This window comes from Pseudoteredinibacter isoporae (genome assembly GCF_040372805.1).
Taxonomy (GTDB): Bacteria; Pseudomonadota; Gammaproteobacteria; order Pseudomonadales; family Cellvibrionaceae; genus Pseudoteredinibacter; species Pseudoteredinibacter isoporae_A.
Genome location: NZ_BAABWJ010000008.1, coordinates 84,807 through 101,191 on the forward strand (window position 1 = coordinate 84,807; position 16,385 = coordinate 101,191).

The window sequence follows — 16,385 nt, forward strand, 5'->3', positions numbered from 1 at the left end:
GGCAGCAGGAGTCGAAAGTGAGGCCTACAAAATATTTGCATAACGTGAACGCAAGACGGTGGTTTGCGTCGGGCGTGTTGGCGCTCGGTATTGTGTTGTCTGGCTGTACCGAAAAACCTCCCGAAGACACTTTCATTCATCGCGCCCTGAATGACTACATATTGCCCCTGCAAGGTAATATGGCCGAGCGCAGTAAGCATTTGGCCGAGCTCGTTACTGAGCAATGTCGAGGACTGGAGGGCAGTGAGGCTGGCGAACAGACTCTTGATCTTGAGTCCTTGCAAGCAGCTTGGCGTTTGTCGATGCGAGCGTGGGAACAATTGCAGGCCATTAACTATGGCCCTATCAACACCAAAAATTTAGCCTGGAAGTTTCAGTTCTGGCCCGACAGTAAAAACCTGCTTGCCAGAAAAATCCGCCCGCTATTGTCGAGTGAACAATCACTGACTCCTGAACAATTCAACAAGGCCAGCACCGTAGTGCAGGGCTTATCGGCGATTGAATATTTGCTTTTTGATCCGTCTCTGAACACGCAAAGAGTGTCGAGCAACCGCATGTGCGATTTGCTGAGTCTACAGAGTGATCAATTGCAGCGTCATAGCGCGAGCCTGTTGCAGGATTGGCAGGGCCGTTATGGCAAGCAGTTAAACCGCTATGGCCCAGAAAATGTTGACTTTCCAGACGCCAAAACGGTTGTCGCTCACATTGTCGATGGCCAACTATCTTTGTTGGAATCGGCGAGCAATAAAAAATTAGCGGATGCTCTGGGCAGCAAGCGTAAAAAAGCACGAGTTAACCCTTACCTGTTAGAATCGTGGCGGTCACAGAATTCGCGCCAGAACCTGCAGGCAAACCTGGCCAGTGTTGATCTGCTTTTTCATCGTGCCGGCCTCAAACGTTACCTCGAAAAAAGCGGGGCTGAGCCGCTCGCCAAAGAAATTGAATTGGCACTTCAGAAGGCCCAGGAACATTTGCGTGCAGATCACCGCAGCTTTTTTCAGAGTTTGCAGGCTGGGAATATCGACAATGCTGAGGCCAGCCAGCAAGCGCTGAGTGAATTGGCGGGCTTGTATAAACACCCGCTCCCCAAAGCGTTGGGAATTCAGTTAGGCTTCAACAATAATGACGGCGATTGATCGGCGAACTTTTCTTCTGGGCAGCGCCGGCTATAGTCTGGCCGCCTTGATGGCCTGTGCGCCTGAGACAGGGCATCAGGCGCGTCTATTAAGTGGTTTTCAAAGCCTGGGTAAGCAAGGGCGTAAATATGGAGTTGCGGCGATTGACCTCAATGGCAGATTACGTTTCAGTTTGACCTTGCCTCAGCGCTTGCACCAGATCATTACTTTACCCGCGAGTCATCCCGGGCAATCACGGGAATGTTTGGCCGTTGCCCGCCGCCCAGGTACTGAGCTTTATCATATCGATGTCGACCGGGGTCAATTACTGAATACGATTCGCTCCCCCGGCAATCGCCACTTTTTTGGGCATGCCAGTTGTGTGGAGCAAGGGGATTATATTGTTGTGCCCCAAAACCATCTCGATGAAAAGGCATCGAGTATAGGAATATATGATCGAAAAGAAGCTTGGGCTCTGATTGATGAAATTCCTTTGCCAACGGTTGGCCCTCACCAGCTTGAATGTCTGTCTGATGGAAAAACCCTTGTGGTCGCAATGGGAGGAATTCACACGCATCCTGAGAGCGGGCGAAAAAAACTCAATATCGACTCCATGCAATCTTCTCTACTGTATCTCGACAGTGGCAGCGGTAAAGTGCTCGACGACTTCCGTCCTCCCGATCCTAAGTTGAGTCTACGACATCTTGCAATAACGTCTGATGATCACGTTATTGTTGGCGCTCAATATCAAGGGGATGGTGAAACGATTTGGCCCCTAGCATACTCCCACAAAGGAGAAAGCTCATTGCAAGCTTTGTCGGCCTCACAGGAGGTCTGGCGGCTACACCAACAGTATATTGGTAGTGTCAGTGTTGAGGTGGGTGTGGAGAGTGCTCGCTTTGCGTATTTGAGTTCCCCTCGTGGCGGGGTGGTGAGTCGATGGGACTTGCACAGCGGTGAGTGTATTGAACATAGGGATATCCGCGACGCCTGCGGTGTGGCGTTTTCTAATGTACAGCACGGGTTTTTCATCAGTAATGGTGCCGGGCAGATGCTTAAATCTGAACAGAATACCGGTCAAGTCAAAGCCTTGGCCTACCAACAAGGTATCATTTGGGATAATCATCTGAGCTTTATCATGTAAGTCGATCAGGCAAGGCTCGAGGCCTTGGTGTTGGAATCCAATTTATGAAACGTCGAACGTTCTTATCCGCAAGCTTGTTAAGCACATTAGCGCTGACGGCCTGCGTACCCAGCCTTAAAGTTAAGCAGCGTGGCCCGTACGAGTATGAAATTCGTTTGCAGGCCGCTAATTTTGAATTGATTCCTGGTCGCCAAACGCCAGGTTTGGGTTTCAATGGCGAGTACCCGTCTCCCATGATTCGAGCGAAGCAGGGGCAACCTGTCATTATTGATGTCATAAATGAATTGGATGAGCCCACAACCATTCATTGGCACGGAATTCGTATTGATATCGCCATGGATGGCGTGCCGTTTTTAAGTCAAAAGCCCATCATGCCAGGCGAACATTTCCGCTATGAATTTACGCCGCCGGATGCGGGAACGTTCTGGTATCACCCACATATGAACAGTGTAGTGCAGTTGGGGAAAGGGTTGGTAGGACTGCTCGTGGTCGAAGAGGCGGACAACCCCCACTTTTCTCCGGATGACTATGCCGCTGATTTACCTTTAATGCTGAAGAATTGGCACTTGAACGAGGATGGCTCATTTAAGCCTTTGAGTATCCCCCGTTACGCCGCGCGTATGGGAACACCGGGTAACTATGAGACGGTCAACGGAATGAACCGACCCACCATGACGGTGCCGGCGAACGCCTGGGTGCGATTGCGATTTGCTAATGTCGACAACACCTTGGTATACACATTGAGAGTGAAGGATAGGCCTGCCTATATTGTGAGTATTGATGCGAACCCTCTACCCGAGGCTAAGCCCTTGAAGCACCACTCTATCGGTGCAGGTATGCGCGTGGATATAGCCATCAAAACACCCGCGGCGGGTGAAGAGGTTGTGATCGAGAATGGCAAAGGGCGCTTGTTTTTTGACTTTATGCGTTTGCGTTCGGAAGATCGCCCCTTGAAAAAAATCGCTGGAAGTACCGTACCTATGCCACCAGCCAATCCATTGTCAGAACCGGATTTGGATAAAGCTGAGAAACAGTTTTTTGTTTTCGAGTGGGAGGGTGCTGTAACCCCGGCAGATAGAGCGGGTAAAGGGAAGCATGCGTTCTGGACAATTAACCGTCGAGCCTGGGAAGGCATGAGCCCTGAAAACATTCCCGAGCCCTTGGCGAAGCTGGAACTGGGTAAGAGCTATATTTTCGACTTGAAAAACAATACCCCGCATAGGCATCCGATTCATATACACGGTGTGATGTTTAAAGTGATCAAATCGAATAAAAAGAAGATTGAACCTTTTTATACAGATACCGTATTAATGGAGAAAAACGAACGAGTGCAGATTGCTTTTGTAGCAGACAATCCCGGTCGCTGGATGTATCACTGTCATGTCATTGAGCATATGAAAACCGGATTGATGGGCTATATCGAAATAGCCTGATTGATAACATTGGCCAACAGGAGATAGGAGAGTTTTCATGAGAATTTGTGCGGCGCAGCTACAAAGTGTTCCTGGGGACTTGAACGGGAATATCCAGAAGCATCTGGAACTGATTGCGCTTGCGGCGCAAGAGAACGTTGATGTGATCTGTTTTCCTGAGCTGTCCTTGACGGCCTATGAGCCAACGATGGCCGCCGATCTTGCGTTTGACGCCGATAATGTCGAATTGCCGAGTATTCAGGCGCTAAGTGATCGCCACGGTATGCTGATTTATCTGGGGATGCCTTTGCGTTTCAAGATCGGGAATGGCCAAAGTGAACTGAGAATTTCCTTGTTGTGTTTTCAGGCTTTTAAACCGGTCCAGGTTTACTCCAAGCAGCTATTGCATAGCAGTGAACTGCCGTTTTTTGCTCCCGGCCGTAATGATTTGTATCTGGACTATGGTAATGAACGAATCGCTCCAGCGATATGTTATGAGTCCAAACAGTGCAGTCACAATGATGCGGCAGAGTCTGCAGGAGCGACTTTGTATATGGCCAGTGTAGCGAAGGATAAACCGAGTGTGATAGAGGTTCAGAATGGGCTCTATTCAAAACTGGCAAAACAGTCAGGCATGAAAGTCATGATGTCGAATTGCTATGGACCCAGCCACGATTTCATTGGGTATGGTCATTCCGCTATTTGGAATGAACAAGGGCACTGTGTCGCTCAAATGGGGGTGAACGGCGATGGCATTGTCGTGTTCGATACCATCAGTGGAAAAGGGTTTGTAAAACAGCCGTAAACGAAAAGTGGTAAAGCTCCCGTTCTATGACAGGAGCTTTACCGTGGGAATGACTTAGAAGCTGAAGTCAGCGCGCAGCGTAAAGTTTCGACCTGGCTCAGTGAAACGGGTAATGCCGTTGTCACGAACACCGATGCCCGGACGCAGGTCATCGCGACCAACAAAGCGAATGCTGTCCCAAATGTAGTATTCCTTGTCGGTAACATTGAATACACCGGCGCGCAGGGTTAACTGCTGATTCACTTTGTAAAAAGCCGTAATATCCAGAATGGCCGAGCTGTTACTGAGATAATCGCGTTCTTCGCGTTCACCATCGGCATTGGTGGAGTAGGCATCGTCAGCGTCTTTGGCTGAGGTGTAAGTCAATGTTGAGTTCACACCCCAATCTTCCTGATGGTAAGCAAAACCCAGTTTGGCACTGAATGGTTGAATGCTGGTGAGCGGATCACCGTTGTCCTGTTCACCTTCAGCATAGGCCGAGCTTGCAAAGGCGCTCATGCCTTGCGGCGCTCCGAGGGCTTTATGCAGATCCAAACTGGCGCTCAACTCCAAACCTTTGGTGTCTGCATCGCCCACATTCGCGGCAACCGAATAAATGTCTTCCTGACCCACGGAATTGACGCGAGTTCTGTCCTGGGATTCGATAAAATCCTGATACTGGTTGAAAAAACCGGTAATGCTGACGCGTCCGGCGTCAAAGCGAGTCTCGAAGGTCAATTCGTAGTTCGTGGCGGTTTCGACATCCAAGTCAGGGTTAGGGCCTGTACCCCAGTCATCCGCCGAACCGCTGCGAGTGTAGAGGTTCTCAACAGTGGGTGCGCGGAAGGCACGGCCGATTTTGGCAATAAGCTTGCTATCATCGCTGATTTTCTGGGTTAAGCCCAGGGCGCCACTGAAGAAGTCAAAATCTTGTTTGTTCAGACTGCTTCCCCCGATGGCGTCACTGTAGAACTCACTGGCTGTGGCATCGTACTTGTAGTCATCATAGCGAATGCCCACATCCAGTTGAGTGTTGTCGCTTAAGGTAATGCGGTCCAGAACAAAGAGATTGTAACTCTGAATCTCTGAATGGGGGACCAGGGCTTGCCGAGTACTCGGAATTGTTTCAGTGCTGCCCTCGGGGGTAAACAGGCGCGTTTCTTCGTTATCGACTTCTTTGTCCGTGTAAGCAAAGCCGTAGAACAATTGATGTTCCACATTGCCGCTCTGAATGCGTTTGTTGAAATCGAATTTGAACTGGGTTACTTCTTGATCGAAAACACGATTGTCAATACGGAACCCCACAACCGGAGGGCCGAAGAAACCAGGGATGTCGACCCCTTGGAGAGTCCTGGCTTCAAAGTCGATGTTTTGTCGGTCGATGCTCCATTCGATGCGATCAAAGAAGGTCGCGTTTACATCCATTTTATGGAAGAGGCCAATGCGTTGACGCTCGCGGGTATCGTCTCCTTGTCGGTTGATATACCACGGTCCGTTATAGGAACGCGCGTCGGTTTTGATTTCCTGAGTGTAGTCCTCAACAACCAAGCCAATGGTATTGTTGCTGCTGATATCGTAGTTGAGTTTGAACAGAATACTGTCGGTGTCGCGATCTTGAGGATCTGGACGCTCGCGCTGCCCGCCGTCAATATCGGGGCCAGCGGTGTGGTTTTCGGTTTCGTGTCCACTGCGCTTGGTCGCGATTAGTAAAGCTTCAAACTGAGCAGAGCGACCCGCGAGGGCCATACTGCCCATTGTGGTTTCACTGGCACTGTCGTAGGAGCTGCTGAAATCCAGGCCAAAATCATTGCCACTTTCTTTCAGGAAGTCATCGGCATCCTTGGTAACAAAGCGAACGGCCCCCCCAAGGGCGCCACTGCCTGATATTACGGAATCGGCCCCCTTGGTGATGCTGACCTGTTTAACCGTTTCCAGTTCCAATCCATTACGGCCACCTTTGAAGTAACCGTAGGCCTGACCACCTTCGTATTGCAGACTTTCACCTTGTTCAATACCATCAATCGACACCGCGATGCGATCATCCGCCACGCCGCGAATATTAAAACCGGTACCGCCCCAGCGGCCATCGCCAGCTTTGATGACAATGCCAGGTAGATCTCGAACCAGATCGTCCAGGTTGTTCACCATATTTTCTTCAATCTTCAGATTGGAGATGACTTCCTGATTTTCTTTGGTTTCGCCTTTCACTTTGGTCACATCCAGTTCCTGGACTTGAGCAAAGCTATTGCTGCTGGCCACAGCGATGGCCAACGCTAAAGTAGATTTTGTAAACATTTGTGTCTCCCCGTTGTTCAGTTGGCGGCTATGTCAGCCTTGCCAACCAAAGGTGATCTCAACTCCAGTTCTATAAACTGGATTTCTTTTTGGCCTTTCTCGGTGTGTTTTATTGGCTTTCCTAGCTCAAATGGAATGCTTATTTTTTCGTGTCCACCATGTTCTCTGGCGGCTTCTATAATTAACTGGTATTGGCCAGTGGCCACGGATTTGCCGAAATCATTCCGTCCTGACCATTGCAGCTGGTATTCACCTGATCGCCGAGTAGGGCGTGCCATGACGTCCAGCAAGGCCGGCGTTTTGCGTCCTTGTCGACGCCACCAAACGCTGTTTTCGCTCATCCAGCGTTCGCTGTCGCCTAACAAAAGTAGATTTTTGACTACGTTACGTTGTTCGTCTTCGATCCAAAGTGCCACATAGGGTTTGCGATAATTTCCGCTGCGGATTTTGGGCAGCGCGAAGCGGATGTTGGCTGAAGCCAGATTGCGTGCGGCGTTTTTGTTGTTCAGTGGATGCCAGCCGCTGCTTGGAAACTGTCGGCCATCTTCGCTGATTAACAACGCCTCGACAGTAGAATTTTGTTCAACCCAGTCGAGGGCCTTATCCAAGTCCATCGTGCTGAGGGCTGTGGCAATGGCGTCGGCCTCGGTGGCCGTTGATGCGATGACTACGGCGCTGTTCGGGAAATCTCGTGGCCAGCCATCGCGAGCTTGGAGAATATGGCTGAACTGTCGGCGACCAATTTGTCGATGGCGGGCTTTGTGACCACTATAGGCAATGGCCTGGTTGTTCAGATGAACGCTTCCCAGTGAATGCTGTTGACTGTCATCGAGTTGATTCGGGTCGGCGATGCGTATCGGCCAGGCCTCGCTTCCATCTTCTTGCCACTGGCGAATGTCACCGCCGATATCCAGTAGAAGCGCTTTGGCCGAGGGGGCTGCCATACGAGCTTGTGCCATCGCTTGATCGATAATATACCCTTTGGCAATCGCAGAAAATTCCCAGCTGAAATCTGAAGGGATGAGGCCGTTACTGAGAGCGTATTCGGAATACAGAGCCTTGCGGGCCAGGGCACGAATGACTTTTCGGTCAGGACGTTGCTGGTGCTTTTCGGCTTGATTCCAGGCGTCAATAACCTGACCCAGTCGGCAGCTGAACGCCATTGGTAACTCTTCTTGCCATTGTTGGCAAAGCGATACCATGGTTCTCATATCAGTGGACAGCTGGGAGCGAAGACCATTGCGAATCTGCATAAGTTCGCTCGTACTGTCATAGTTGCTGTACACCTTTTCCAAGCGACGAATCTCTTCCAGGGCGGCTTGTTCTGCGAGTTTGGCCTCTTGATTCGACGCATCGATGCGCAGATGCATAGACGTTCCCAAGACATTGTCATGGTGAACATCGACAACTTCCGCGTTGCCAGCCACGCCATGAAGCAGGGCACCAAGGCTCAGGAATGGGATGAGAATTTTGTTCACTGAAATCGCAACTGTGTTGATGAAGAGTGTTGGCGCCACAATGTGACGCCGTGAGTATTAGAGCCGTTTTGACAGTGAAAGCTAGTAACGGTCGCTTTGCACGGCGACTTTTTGGCCGACAGCGATGTCTTCTGATGAGATCACACCATCTTGATTTTTGTCCCAGCGATTAAAGATGCGCTTGCCTGAAATCTGCAGCTCATCGAAGGTCATGCGTTTGTCCTTGTTATCGTCCAGAACATCAAAACGAATATAGGTTTGCTTGATCGCTGCACGACGGGTTTTGGCGATTGCGGCATCGACTCGATCTTCGTACTCACCCAGATACTCATTTAAGGCGAGGTCGCCGCTTTTGTCTTGATCGGCCAGGTGGAACAATGAACGGCGTTCATTCACAAATTCGCCTTTGGTGATTTTGCTGTCTTCGTTAGCGTCGTAGAGGCTGAACATGCCTTTTTTACTGTGTGTGGTAGGCATACGAATCATTGAGCGGCGAGGCGCCTTCTTGTTGGCGTTTTTCTCATCGGATTGGGCAAGGCGTTTGCCCTTTTTCTGTTTCCATTTGTGCTCGGGTTTAGGATCTTTGTCATCAATAACGCCATCTTTGTTGCGGTCCCAACGTGCAAAGGTGCGTTCGCCTGAGGCTTCATACTCCGCCCAGGTCATGAGTTGGTCGTCATTTTTGTCGAGGGCCTTGAACCGCACAATGGTTTGCTTTACCTGACCTTTGCGATCTTTCTCAATGCGATCATCCAGACGACCTTCGTATTCGTAAACGTATTCTTCAGTATCCAGGGTGCCGTTTTTATTGCTGTCAACACCGTCGAAAAATGTACGGCGAGAATGGTTGTATTCCGTCCAGCTGAGAACGCCGTCTTTCGAGGCATCGTGATCTTCCAAAATGCGCGCCAGACGCTCTTCCGTCATGGGCATAGGGCGGTGGCCGCGATCGTCTTTGGCTGCCTTGCTGCGCTCGGCCTGGCTTAATCCCTTACTGCCCAGGTTTTGCTCGACAGTAGGTGTGGTTTGAGAGCAGGCACTGAGACTGGCAAGTGCAATGGCGATCGGTAGTAGTTTTTTCATGGCTATTCTCACTTAGATATTGTCAAACACTTGAACACTTAGGGTGGTGGTGTGGCTGAACGTAGGGACTTCCGAACCGTCAGGTGCGGGTCCGCGATAGCGTGCGCGAAGCAAGTATTTTCCTGCGGGCAGAGTCAGTGACGCGATGCCGTCTTGATTACCGGCAAAACTCATGGGCTTGCTTTTTTCTTGATCAGCTCGGTATACCAGAATCTCCTGATTTGGGAGGCCTTTGTTGTCCAGTAAAACTTTGAGCGAAAATACCTCGTCGGCGAACAACTCGGTGGGATTGTGCAATGGCAGAATTTGCAAACCTTTCGCTTCGACTTTTAAAGCGCCATTACTGGGTGCCTTGCGACTGACATAGGTGTCAGCGCGCGTGATGGATTGAAAGTGAAACTTCACTTTGGCGCCTTCGGGGGCTGGCTCTTTTGGATTCATGACGCGTTTTTCTTCGCCATCCAGATCGTAAATCAAGAAGGTGGCCCCGCGGCGTGCGCCTGTGGTAATGCGGTAGGTGCCTTCTTCGTTCAACTCGTGCTCCAGCACCACTCGGGTTTTCAGCTCGGTTAGGGTGTCCGGTTTGACGCGGTCACCTTTGGGCGTAGTGACCATAAAGTTGCCTTTGCTGAAGGCGGCCTCCGGAATAAAAAACGCTTCCGCAAAAGAGGCATCAAAGCTGGCCATTTTTCCCATCACGGGTTCAAAGCTGGTTGGCGCAATATAAGGCGTGTGGGCAGAACTCTGGGAAGCATTCAATGCTGCCAGAGATGCCAGTAACATGATGCGAGTCTTGCGGGGTAGGCCGAACATAGTCTGGTGCTCCGTGGTATTCAATGTTGTTACCGCCTGTAGTGGCGGCTCATTAAAGTTTGTGAATCTTAATGCAAATACAAATTATTCTCAATAATTGTTGAGGGAAATCCCCAATTCAATTCGACATTTCGGACTGTGTCCCTCCGTCAGCGGCTAAACAGGGCGATTGCGCACAGGACTGCTGTCAGGCATCCCAGATATAAGGCGGGTTTCAGGTATCGGCGATTGGGCAAAAGTAAAATCAAACCACTGATGGAAAACAACAGAATCAGGACTGAACTGACATCCAATAACAGCTTCCAGGCGAAACCGGTATGACGCCCTTTGTGTAAATCGTTCATCCAGGCCCAAACGCCAAAGTCGCTGCGGCTGGCGGTAATAAATCCGCTTTCCATTTCCAGCTCGCCGCTGGCAAAGCCTCCAGGCATTTGCGCGTCGAAAAATAAAACGTCGCCGTCATCTTCGATACTGAGTTGACTGAATCTTAAACCCAAGGCTTGTTCAATCTGCCCGATTTGGTCTGGGCTGAAATGCACACCTTGATTGGCATGATAGGCATTTAACTGAAGTTTAATTTCCTGTTCCTGAGCTTCGCCAACAAACCAACTGGGGTGATTCAGGGTAATGCCGGTGAAGGCAAAAAACAGCAGCAACAGCAGCAGTGCAACGGCGGCGTAGATATGGAGTAGTCGGGACCAGCGCCAAAGGGTTTTATTTACTTTCATGGTTTAACGTGTGTTTTCTTGTCGTATCAGTCGTTGAAGAATGTCCATGTTCGCGATTAGGTCCCTGCGGCTCGGATCGAGCGTGAGTATGTTCTGTAAGAAATTCTGCGCGGCTTTATAACGTTTTTGTAAGTAAGCTACTTGTGCGCGCTTCATCCAGGCGGCTTCTCGGTTTTTGTCGATGGATTCAGCTCGACTCAGAAGAATATCGGCGCGGCTCAATTGCCCCTGTTCAATTCGAAGCTGGGCCAGATCCAGAATTGCGTCTCCGTTGGTGGGGTTTTGCTGCAATGCTTGTTGCAACAACTGTGCTTGACGTTTGCGTTGTTTGTTATGGGCTGAAAAGCGAGCACGCTGTACATTCCAATGGCTGAGTTCAACGGCTAGAAAATGTTTGCTTTGGGCTTTGCTGGCCTGGATTAAGGTGGCGAGCTCACGCCAGTGACCGTGTGACACCAGCCATTCCAACATGGGTCCCAAATAGTTGTAATCTTTCAATAAACCCGAGCTCTGCTGGGCGATGTGGACAGCGCGAGCAATATTGCCCGCCTGGACGTTAAGCTGGGCCAGTAGCTGCAGATTTTTTGCTTGTCTTTCTCCCAGGCGATAGGCCATTTCCATTGCTGTCAGGGCGCGTTTGTGCTGCTCAGCGGAAATAGCGGCATTCGCTTTGTGCAGCCAGAGCTCGCGGTTGTTTGGGGTTTCATTCAATAATTCATCAATCAAGCTGCTCGCCTGTAAATGAGAACCAGACTGGCTCAGGGCCATTAACAGCCCTTTTTGCCAGTGTTCATTTTCAGGCTCGAGTGCGTAGGCTCTCTGGTATGCCGCAACCGAGCTGAACGCTGAATGTTCGCGTAAATTCAAATAGCCGAGTTGACCAAACAGATCTGCGCTGGCACCGCCTAACGCGATGGCTTTTGCCAGATGTTTGCGGGCCTTTTCAGCTTGGTTTTGACTCAAGGCTAAGCCAGCCAGAGATTGGCTCGCTAACAGGTAATCGCCATGCTGTTGGATGGACTGCAGATAGTCTGTTTCCGCCTGCTGGTATTGTTTGAGTTGGGTCAATACCTGAGCACGAACGTAGAGCAGGGCGGCACTGGGTTGGCTCGGCCATTGAGCTTTCAAGCGTCGCTCCGCTTGAGTGTATTGCTGTTTTTCGAGTAAGGGCCGTAGATCGTCGATAATCCTGAACTCGTCGCTATTCAGTGTCGGGTTACCATCGCCGCGAATGATCGGATTAAAACTCATTGCCCAATTGGGCTCTGGCAGGGAAATTTTGACGCTGGCGTTGGCGGCTGCACTCAGGGCTATTACGTAGACGCAAAAAACGGTGTGGCTGAACCATCGCAAGTATTGGGTCGAGGTTTTGACAAATAACATGTGGCGTCTCAGCTGTGTTCCAGTTCCAATGGCCAGATAAATTCGGCCTTTACCAATTTCCCATCCACCTTGGGTGGGGTGAATCGAGCTTGGCTGATGGCGTGCTTAAGGCTGGGTTTAAGCTCAGGGTATTTCAGCTGAGTAATTTTTTGCAGGTGAACTTGCCCCTGTTCATCGATCATCACCAAAAGTTTGACTTGAGCTCGGTTGACACCACGTTGATACAAACGATGTGGAAAACTTACCCGAATTGGTGTCAGCAGTTGGGGGCGGTGGTCCAATTGTTCCAACCCAAAAGCTTGCCAGTCCGGAGACCAGTCGAGGCTCAGATTAAGTTGGGTTAATTGATTTATCGGTGGTTTTTCAATGCGCATTTCATTGACTTTAACCTGCTGCGTGCTTGTCTTGAGCGTCAGGCCTTTGGTTTGAAAGGTGAAATCTAAGTCCTCCACGCTGTGGCTGTCTTGGGTGTGTTGCTGTGCCGGAGGAGGTGGAGGGGGCGGAAGCGTCACGGTGATTTGGCGAACCATCCAGTCCTTTTTCTCCGGAGTCTGATTGGATTGACTCCATTGCAAGAGTGCCAACAAAACAAGCAGGCTCAGGCCCGCGAATAAAACCGCTATTGCTCGACGAGTGAACGGCGAGAAGGCAAGCCCTAAGGGACGCTTTTGTCGCGTTGAGTGTATCGCGCTCATGATCAACTGCCTCGTCGAGTGGCTATATTGATCTGACTGGCGCCGGCCAGCTTGGCTTGATCAATAACATCCACTAGTAACTGTGCGGGTGTGTTTTTATCAGCCTGAATTACCAGGGCTTTCTGTTGCTTGGCCAATGCGTGGGCGAGGGTTGCACGAACGCCCGAGACGCCAATACTCGCGCCATCGTACATTACTTCTCCACTGGCGCTGATGGCGAGCAATACCATATTACGTTCAAGTTGCTCACTTGATACCGCCTTGGGTTTGTCCACCTCAATACCTGTTTCTTTGACAAAGACAGTAGTGACGATAAAAAAAATCAGCAGAATAAACACAACATCCAACAGTGGAGACAGATCGATATTGTTGCTGTGTTCTTGTTCGATACGCTGGCTCAGTCTCGATCGCATACGGTTAAGCCTCACTCGTGCAGTTGCTTCGCTCATTGGTGTGAGAGAGACGGCTTTTTATGTAGTGGTTCAGCAGATACCCTGGAACGGCGAGCAGCAGGCCCAGTTGTGTGGTTCCCAGTGCGGTACCGACTCCGCCAGCGATGAGAGTGTTGAAATCCACATGCTCGGTCGCCATATCGGCAAAGGTGTGCAACAAACCTATAATCGTTCCGAGCAAGCCTAAAAGTGGGAGCGCCGCCAGGCAGGCGTCGGAGAGCTGGCAGCGTGACAGTTGTTTTTCAATCTCAGGCTCAACACTGAGAAGACTGTCAAACAATAAGCTGTACGCCAGCAAACCCACCAATAGAATCGCCCAGAAAACCCATTGGTCAAGGTGGAAAATCATGCGGCTTTTGCCTCGTGATGTTCATCCGACCACTGGAGTTGGCTTAATTCGATGGCGAAGGCTTCCGCTTTGTTGTTTTGTCGACGTACCCAACGTTGCAAAAAAGCATGCAGTAGCAGCGCAGGAATAGCGACGACTAGCCCTAACTCGGTTGTGACCAGAGCTTCGGAGATACCGCTGGACACCGCGTTAGCATCACCTGATCCAAATATGGTCATCAGTTTAAACGTTTCAATCATGCCACTGACGGTACCAAGTAAACCCAGCAGCGGAGCTACCGCCGCGATGACAGCAATGGTGCTCAGCCATTTTTCCAAGCGCTGTTTGTGGGCCATCAGGCTATTGAATAAGCGATCTTCTCTCGGACCCAGTTGCTCTTCGGTCAGACAAATGGCCAGCAGCTGAGCCTGAATCCCGGGCAATTTCTGATGACTGAACAAGGCTTGTAACGGTTGGATGGCTTCGCGGTCGCCGCGTTGAAAGGCGGCTGAGGTGCGACGCCCAATCGCTGGAATCCATTTGGGCTGGCGCAAGAGTTGTATACTTTTGAGCAATGCGCAAGTGAGGGCGACTAAGCCGAACAGCAAAATGGGCAGAGCCCACACGCCTCCTTTGTATACGTGTTCGCTCAGGCTTTCTTCCCGTTGGGCCAGTTTAATGGCACGTTCCAGGCTTGGATCAACGTGCAATGTGCCGCGTCCTTGCTGTGCTTGTTGTTGCCAGTTGTCACGCTGTGAATCAGAGGCCGACAGAATGATTTCTGGAATGTTTTTATTGTTTAACCAGCCGGCCGATAACTCTGACACTGCCCAGCGAACCGGGCCAAGGCGCAGTACTTGAGCGTTTTGAAGTTGGCCGGAGGCGTTAATAATCTGTTGGTTTTTCCAGCGTGGGAGAAGAGCATTTTGTTGTTTCTGGGCTTGTTGTTCAAATCGTTCTAACAGAATATCGGTATCGTGAGTGTCGTTCAGATCCATACGCTCACCGAGATAATCCACCAACGCGTATGCTTGGTAGGCGTCTTGTTCCTGCCAGCTTTTTAAGCGGTCTTGCAGTTCTTGTAAGGCCAGGGTTTTTTCGTCGGCCAAGCGTTGAATGGTCGCCGCTTTATCTCGCAGATCTTCCACTTTTTTCTCAGCTTGATGAAGGCGTCCAGAATAGGAGCGTCGTTCGCTGGACTGTTTTTGCTGCAATGCAAGAAGTTGCTCTTGGGCGGTTTTAATGTCTCGCAATAAGCCTGCTTCCAGTTGGTTGTTTGACCAGCTGGTCGTGCTAAACAGGGCGAGTGCAAACAACGTAACAAGATTGGACGGCCGCGAATGCTGGCGAAACCATCGTTCGATGACCCTCATAGCGTATCTCCACTGAGAGAGAGGGTGATCGGTAAAATGGTGGCCTTTTCAGGGCGCCGAGTCGCGTCCATTAATGCCCTGAGTTCGTCAGACAGTGTATTGTCACTGTGCCATTGCCACTCATTGCTACCGGCTTCCCCATACCCGGCGTACTGGCCGTCGCGACTGAGATACCAACCGCGTGCGACACCAAGATAAATCTGGTCAACGAGAATCTCTTGCTCTCCATGGTTGGCGATGGGCATTAATGTTTGATGCAGGGTGACTTTTTCCTGAAAGCGATCAAAGCTCTTGTACATATCCAGATACAGGTCCAGGCGTTTACTTGGGTGATTCTCAAGTAGGGTGAGCTTGTTCAGGTTACCCTTCCAGTGTTCGGCCAAGGGGGCGGGCAAACGAGGCAATAACGTGTTGATATGGTGATGCGCCCGTTCAAGGGCCGCTTTCAATCGTTGCTGTCGAGATTCCAGAGTATTCTGTGCACTGGCTAACGCCTCGCGCTCGAGTTGAGCCTTACTTCTCAGTCCGGAGTGTTTATTCAGCTGCTTCTCCAGTTCCGTGCATTCAGTATTCAACAGTTCCAGGCGTTGATTCAGAACTTGTTTTTCTTCCTGCCAGGACAGACGCATATGTTCGCGTTGTTGCTCAACCGTCAGCCATTGTTGCATCAAGCCTTCCAGGCGTGAGGCGTGAGACTGCTGGGCGATGCTCTTGCTTTGAGAAATAAGGCTGAGAATCAGCAAGCCCGAGAGAAGCAGAGATTTCACGGTGTGGCCTCGATACTCAGTTGGCTCAATTCGCCTTCCAGCTTGAGTTCGCTCTTTTGGCCAAGGGGCCAGTCAAATGTTAGACATTTGGCGTTGTGGCCACCGTGTTCGCGTGCCACTTCGGCACAGAGCTTATAGTGTCCTGAGGGCAGGTCTTTGCCTTTGTTATCGAGCCCGTCCCACAACAAGGAATAAACACCCGGGCCTTTGGTGGCGCCGGTCACGCCATCAGCAGCGTGCTCATCTTTGCGCAGCACCCGTCGCCAGAAGTATTTAAGATCTTTCAGCCAACGCTCGTCTTCATACCATAGTTGAACCACTCGCTGAGGTTTGTTTTTGCTGTTGGCAATCCAAACCGCCGCGTAGGGACGTTCATAGTCACCGGCACTAATGTTGGGGAGCGTGATGTCGATCTTATAAGGCGCGGCCAAGGTGCTGCCGGCCCAGCAGAGCAGTGCAATCGATAAAGTGCGTTTATGCATAATATGATAATAAGATGGCAAATGAGAATCGTTATTATAATTATTTAAATTGA

General features: G+C 50.5%; 16 protein-coding genes. 4 read left to right on the forward strand and 12 right to left on the reverse strand.

Translation table 11 applies throughout. The features are described 5' to 3' along the window. Window positions 1-17 precede the first annotated feature (17 nt). From ABWW03_RS15235 to ABWW03_RS15250, 4 genes are read left to right on the forward strand one after another with little or no spacing between them, the layout of a single operon-like run. Window positions 18-1,136 (forward strand): imelysin family protein, encoded by a 1,119-nt coding sequence (locus tag ABWW03_RS15235; protein WP_353409623.1) that lies wholly within the window; start codon window positions 18-20, stop codon window positions 1,134-1,136. Continuing rightward, the gene (locus tag ABWW03_RS15240) at window positions 1,123-2,259 is read left to right on the forward strand and encodes a DUF1513 domain-containing protein (protein ID WP_353409625.1); all 1,137 of its coding nucleotides are present in this window, start codon (window positions 1,123-1,125) and stop codon (window positions 2,257-2,259) included. The genes ABWW03_RS15235 and ABWW03_RS15240 overlap by 14 nt, the downstream gene beginning before the upstream one ends. A gap of 44 nt (window positions 2,260-2,303) precedes the next feature. Then, window positions 2,304-3,692: a multicopper oxidase family protein gene (locus ABWW03_RS15245; protein WP_353409627.1), complete on the forward strand. Its 1,389-nt coding sequence runs from the start codon at window positions 2,304-2,306 to the stop codon at window positions 3,690-3,692. Window positions 3,693-3,729: 37 nt separating this feature from the next. Then, window positions 3,730-4,476: a carbon-nitrogen hydrolase family protein gene (locus ABWW03_RS15250; RefSeq protein WP_353409629.1), complete on the forward strand. Its 747-nt coding sequence runs from the start codon at window positions 3,730-3,732 to the stop codon at window positions 4,474-4,476. Between the two features lie 54 nt (window positions 4,477-4,530). Here ABWW03_RS15250 and ABWW03_RS15255 read toward each other — a convergent pair whose 3' ends face one another. From ABWW03_RS15255 to ABWW03_RS15310, 12 genes are all read right to left on the reverse strand, one after another. After that, the gene (locus ABWW03_RS15255) at window positions 4,531-6,750 is read right to left on the reverse strand and encodes a TonB-dependent hemoglobin/transferrin/lactoferrin family receptor (protein ID WP_353409631.1); all 2,220 of its coding nucleotides are present in this window, start codon (window positions 6,748-6,750) and stop codon (window positions 4,531-4,533) included. A gap of 17 nt (window positions 6,751-6,767) precedes the next feature. Continuing rightward, the gene (locus ABWW03_RS15260; protein ID WP_353409633.1) at window positions 6,768-8,267 is read right to left on the reverse strand and encodes a DUF2271 domain-containing protein; all 1,500 of its coding nucleotides are present in this window, start codon (window positions 8,265-8,267) and stop codon (window positions 6,768-6,770) included. A 42-nt stretch (window positions 8,268-8,309) separates the two neighbouring features. After that, complete coding sequence (locus ABWW03_RS15265) at window positions 8,310-9,311, reverse strand: hypothetical protein (protein WP_353409635.1); 1,002 nt, start codon at window positions 9,309-9,311, stop codon at window positions 8,310-8,312. Between the two features lie 12 nt (window positions 9,312-9,323). Beyond that, window positions 9,324-10,124 (reverse strand): DUF4198 domain-containing protein, encoded by an 801-nt coding sequence (locus ABWW03_RS15270; protein ID WP_353409637.1) that lies wholly within the window; start codon window positions 10,122-10,124, stop codon window positions 9,324-9,326. 149 nt (window positions 10,125-10,273) lie between these two features. Continuing rightward, window positions 10,274-10,852 (reverse strand): PepSY-associated TM helix domain-containing protein, encoded by a 579-nt coding sequence (locus ABWW03_RS15275; protein WP_353409639.1) that lies wholly within the window; start codon window positions 10,850-10,852, stop codon window positions 10,274-10,276. Window positions 10,853-10,855: 3 nt separating this feature from the next. Then, complete coding sequence (locus tag ABWW03_RS15280; RefSeq protein WP_353409641.1) at window positions 10,856-12,235, reverse strand: tetratricopeptide repeat protein; 1,380 nt, start codon at window positions 12,233-12,235, stop codon at window positions 10,856-10,858. An 8-nt stretch (window positions 12,236-12,243) separates the two neighbouring features. Then, window positions 12,244-12,930 carry a hypothetical protein gene (locus tag ABWW03_RS15285; protein ID WP_353409643.1) on the reverse strand — a complete coding sequence of 229 codons (687 nt, stop codon included), beginning with the start codon at window positions 12,928-12,930 and terminating at the stop codon, window positions 12,244-12,246. 2 nt (window positions 12,931-12,932) lie between these two features. Continuing rightward, window positions 12,933-13,343, reverse strand: coding sequence for an ExbD/TolR family protein (locus tag ABWW03_RS15290; protein WP_353409645.1), 411 nt, complete (start codon window positions 13,341-13,343; stop codon window positions 12,933-12,935). A gap of 4 nt (window positions 13,344-13,347) precedes the next feature. Beyond that, a complete protein-coding gene (locus ABWW03_RS15295; RefSeq protein ID WP_353409647.1) occupies window positions 13,348-13,731 on the reverse strand; it encodes a MotA/TolQ/ExbB proton channel family protein in 384 nt (127 codons plus the stop codon). Next, entirely contained in the window at window positions 13,728-15,083 is a 1,356-nt protein-coding gene (locus ABWW03_RS15300) for a MotA/TolQ/ExbB proton channel family protein (RefSeq protein WP_353409649.1), read from the reverse strand. The genes ABWW03_RS15295 and ABWW03_RS15300 overlap by 4 nt, the downstream gene beginning before the upstream one ends. Then, the gene (locus ABWW03_RS15305; RefSeq protein WP_353409651.1) at window positions 15,080-15,850 is read right to left on the reverse strand and encodes a DUF3450 family protein; all 771 of its coding nucleotides are present in this window, start codon (window positions 15,848-15,850) and stop codon (window positions 15,080-15,082) included. The genes ABWW03_RS15300 and ABWW03_RS15305 overlap by 4 nt, the downstream gene beginning before the upstream one ends. Beyond that, window positions 15,847-16,332, reverse strand: a complete 486-nt coding sequence (locus ABWW03_RS15310; protein ID WP_353409653.1) for a DUF2271 domain-containing protein — start codon at window positions 16,330-16,332, stop codon at window positions 15,847-15,849. Before ABWW03_RS15310 ends, ABWW03_RS15305 begins: the two co-directional genes overlap by 4 nt. Window positions 16,333-16,385 lie beyond the last annotated feature (53 nt).

Excerpts from the sequence above, each read along its gene's own strand:
- ABWW03_RS15265 (WP_353409635.1), bottom strand. The coding sequence starts at position 9,311 with ATGAAAAAACTACTACCGATCGCCATTGCACTTGCCAGTCTCAGTGCC.
- ABWW03_RS15250 (WP_353409629.1), top strand. The coding sequence starts at position 3,730 with ATGAGAATTTGTGCGGCGCAGCTACAAAGTGTTCCTGGGGACTTGAAC.
- ABWW03_RS15275 (WP_353409639.1), bottom strand. The coding sequence starts at position 10,852 with ATGAAAGTAAATAAAACCCTTTGGCGCTGGTCCCGACTACTCCATATC.
- ABWW03_RS15255 (WP_353409631.1), bottom strand. The coding sequence starts at position 6,750 with ATGTTTACAAAATCTACTTTAGCGTTGGCCATCGCTGTGGCCAGCAGC.
- ABWW03_RS15295 (WP_353409647.1), bottom strand. The coding sequence starts at position 13,731 with ATGATTTTCCACCTTGACCAATGGGTTTTCTGGGCGATTCTATTGGTG.
- ABWW03_RS15245 (WP_353409627.1), top strand. The coding sequence starts at position 2,304 with ATGAAACGTCGAACGTTCTTATCCGCAAGCTTGTTAAGCACATTAGCG.
- ABWW03_RS15280 (WP_353409641.1), bottom strand. The coding sequence starts at position 12,235 with ATGTTATTTGTCAAAACCTCGACCCAATACTTGCGATGGTTCAGCCAC.
- ABWW03_RS15300 (WP_353409649.1), bottom strand. The coding sequence starts at position 15,083 with ATGAGGGTCATCGAACGATGGTTTCGCCAGCATTCGCGGCCGTCCAAT.
- ABWW03_RS15285 (WP_353409643.1), bottom strand. The coding sequence starts at position 12,930 with ATGAGCGCGATACACTCAACGCGACAAAAGCGTCCCTTAGGGCTTGCC.
- ABWW03_RS15290 (WP_353409645.1), bottom strand. The coding sequence starts at position 13,343 with ATGCGATCGAGACTGAGCCAGCGTATCGAACAAGAACACAGCAACAAT.
- ABWW03_RS15240 (WP_353409625.1), top strand. The coding sequence starts at position 1,123 with ATGACGGCGATTGATCGGCGAACTTTTCTTCTGGGCAGCGCCGGCTAT.
- ABWW03_RS15270 (WP_353409637.1), bottom strand. The coding sequence starts at position 10,124 with ATGTTCGGCCTACCCCGCAAGACTCGCATCATGTTACTGGCATCTCTG.
- ABWW03_RS15310 (WP_353409653.1), bottom strand. The coding sequence starts at position 16,332 with ATGCATAAACGCACTTTATCGATTGCACTGCTCTGCTGGGCCGGCAGC.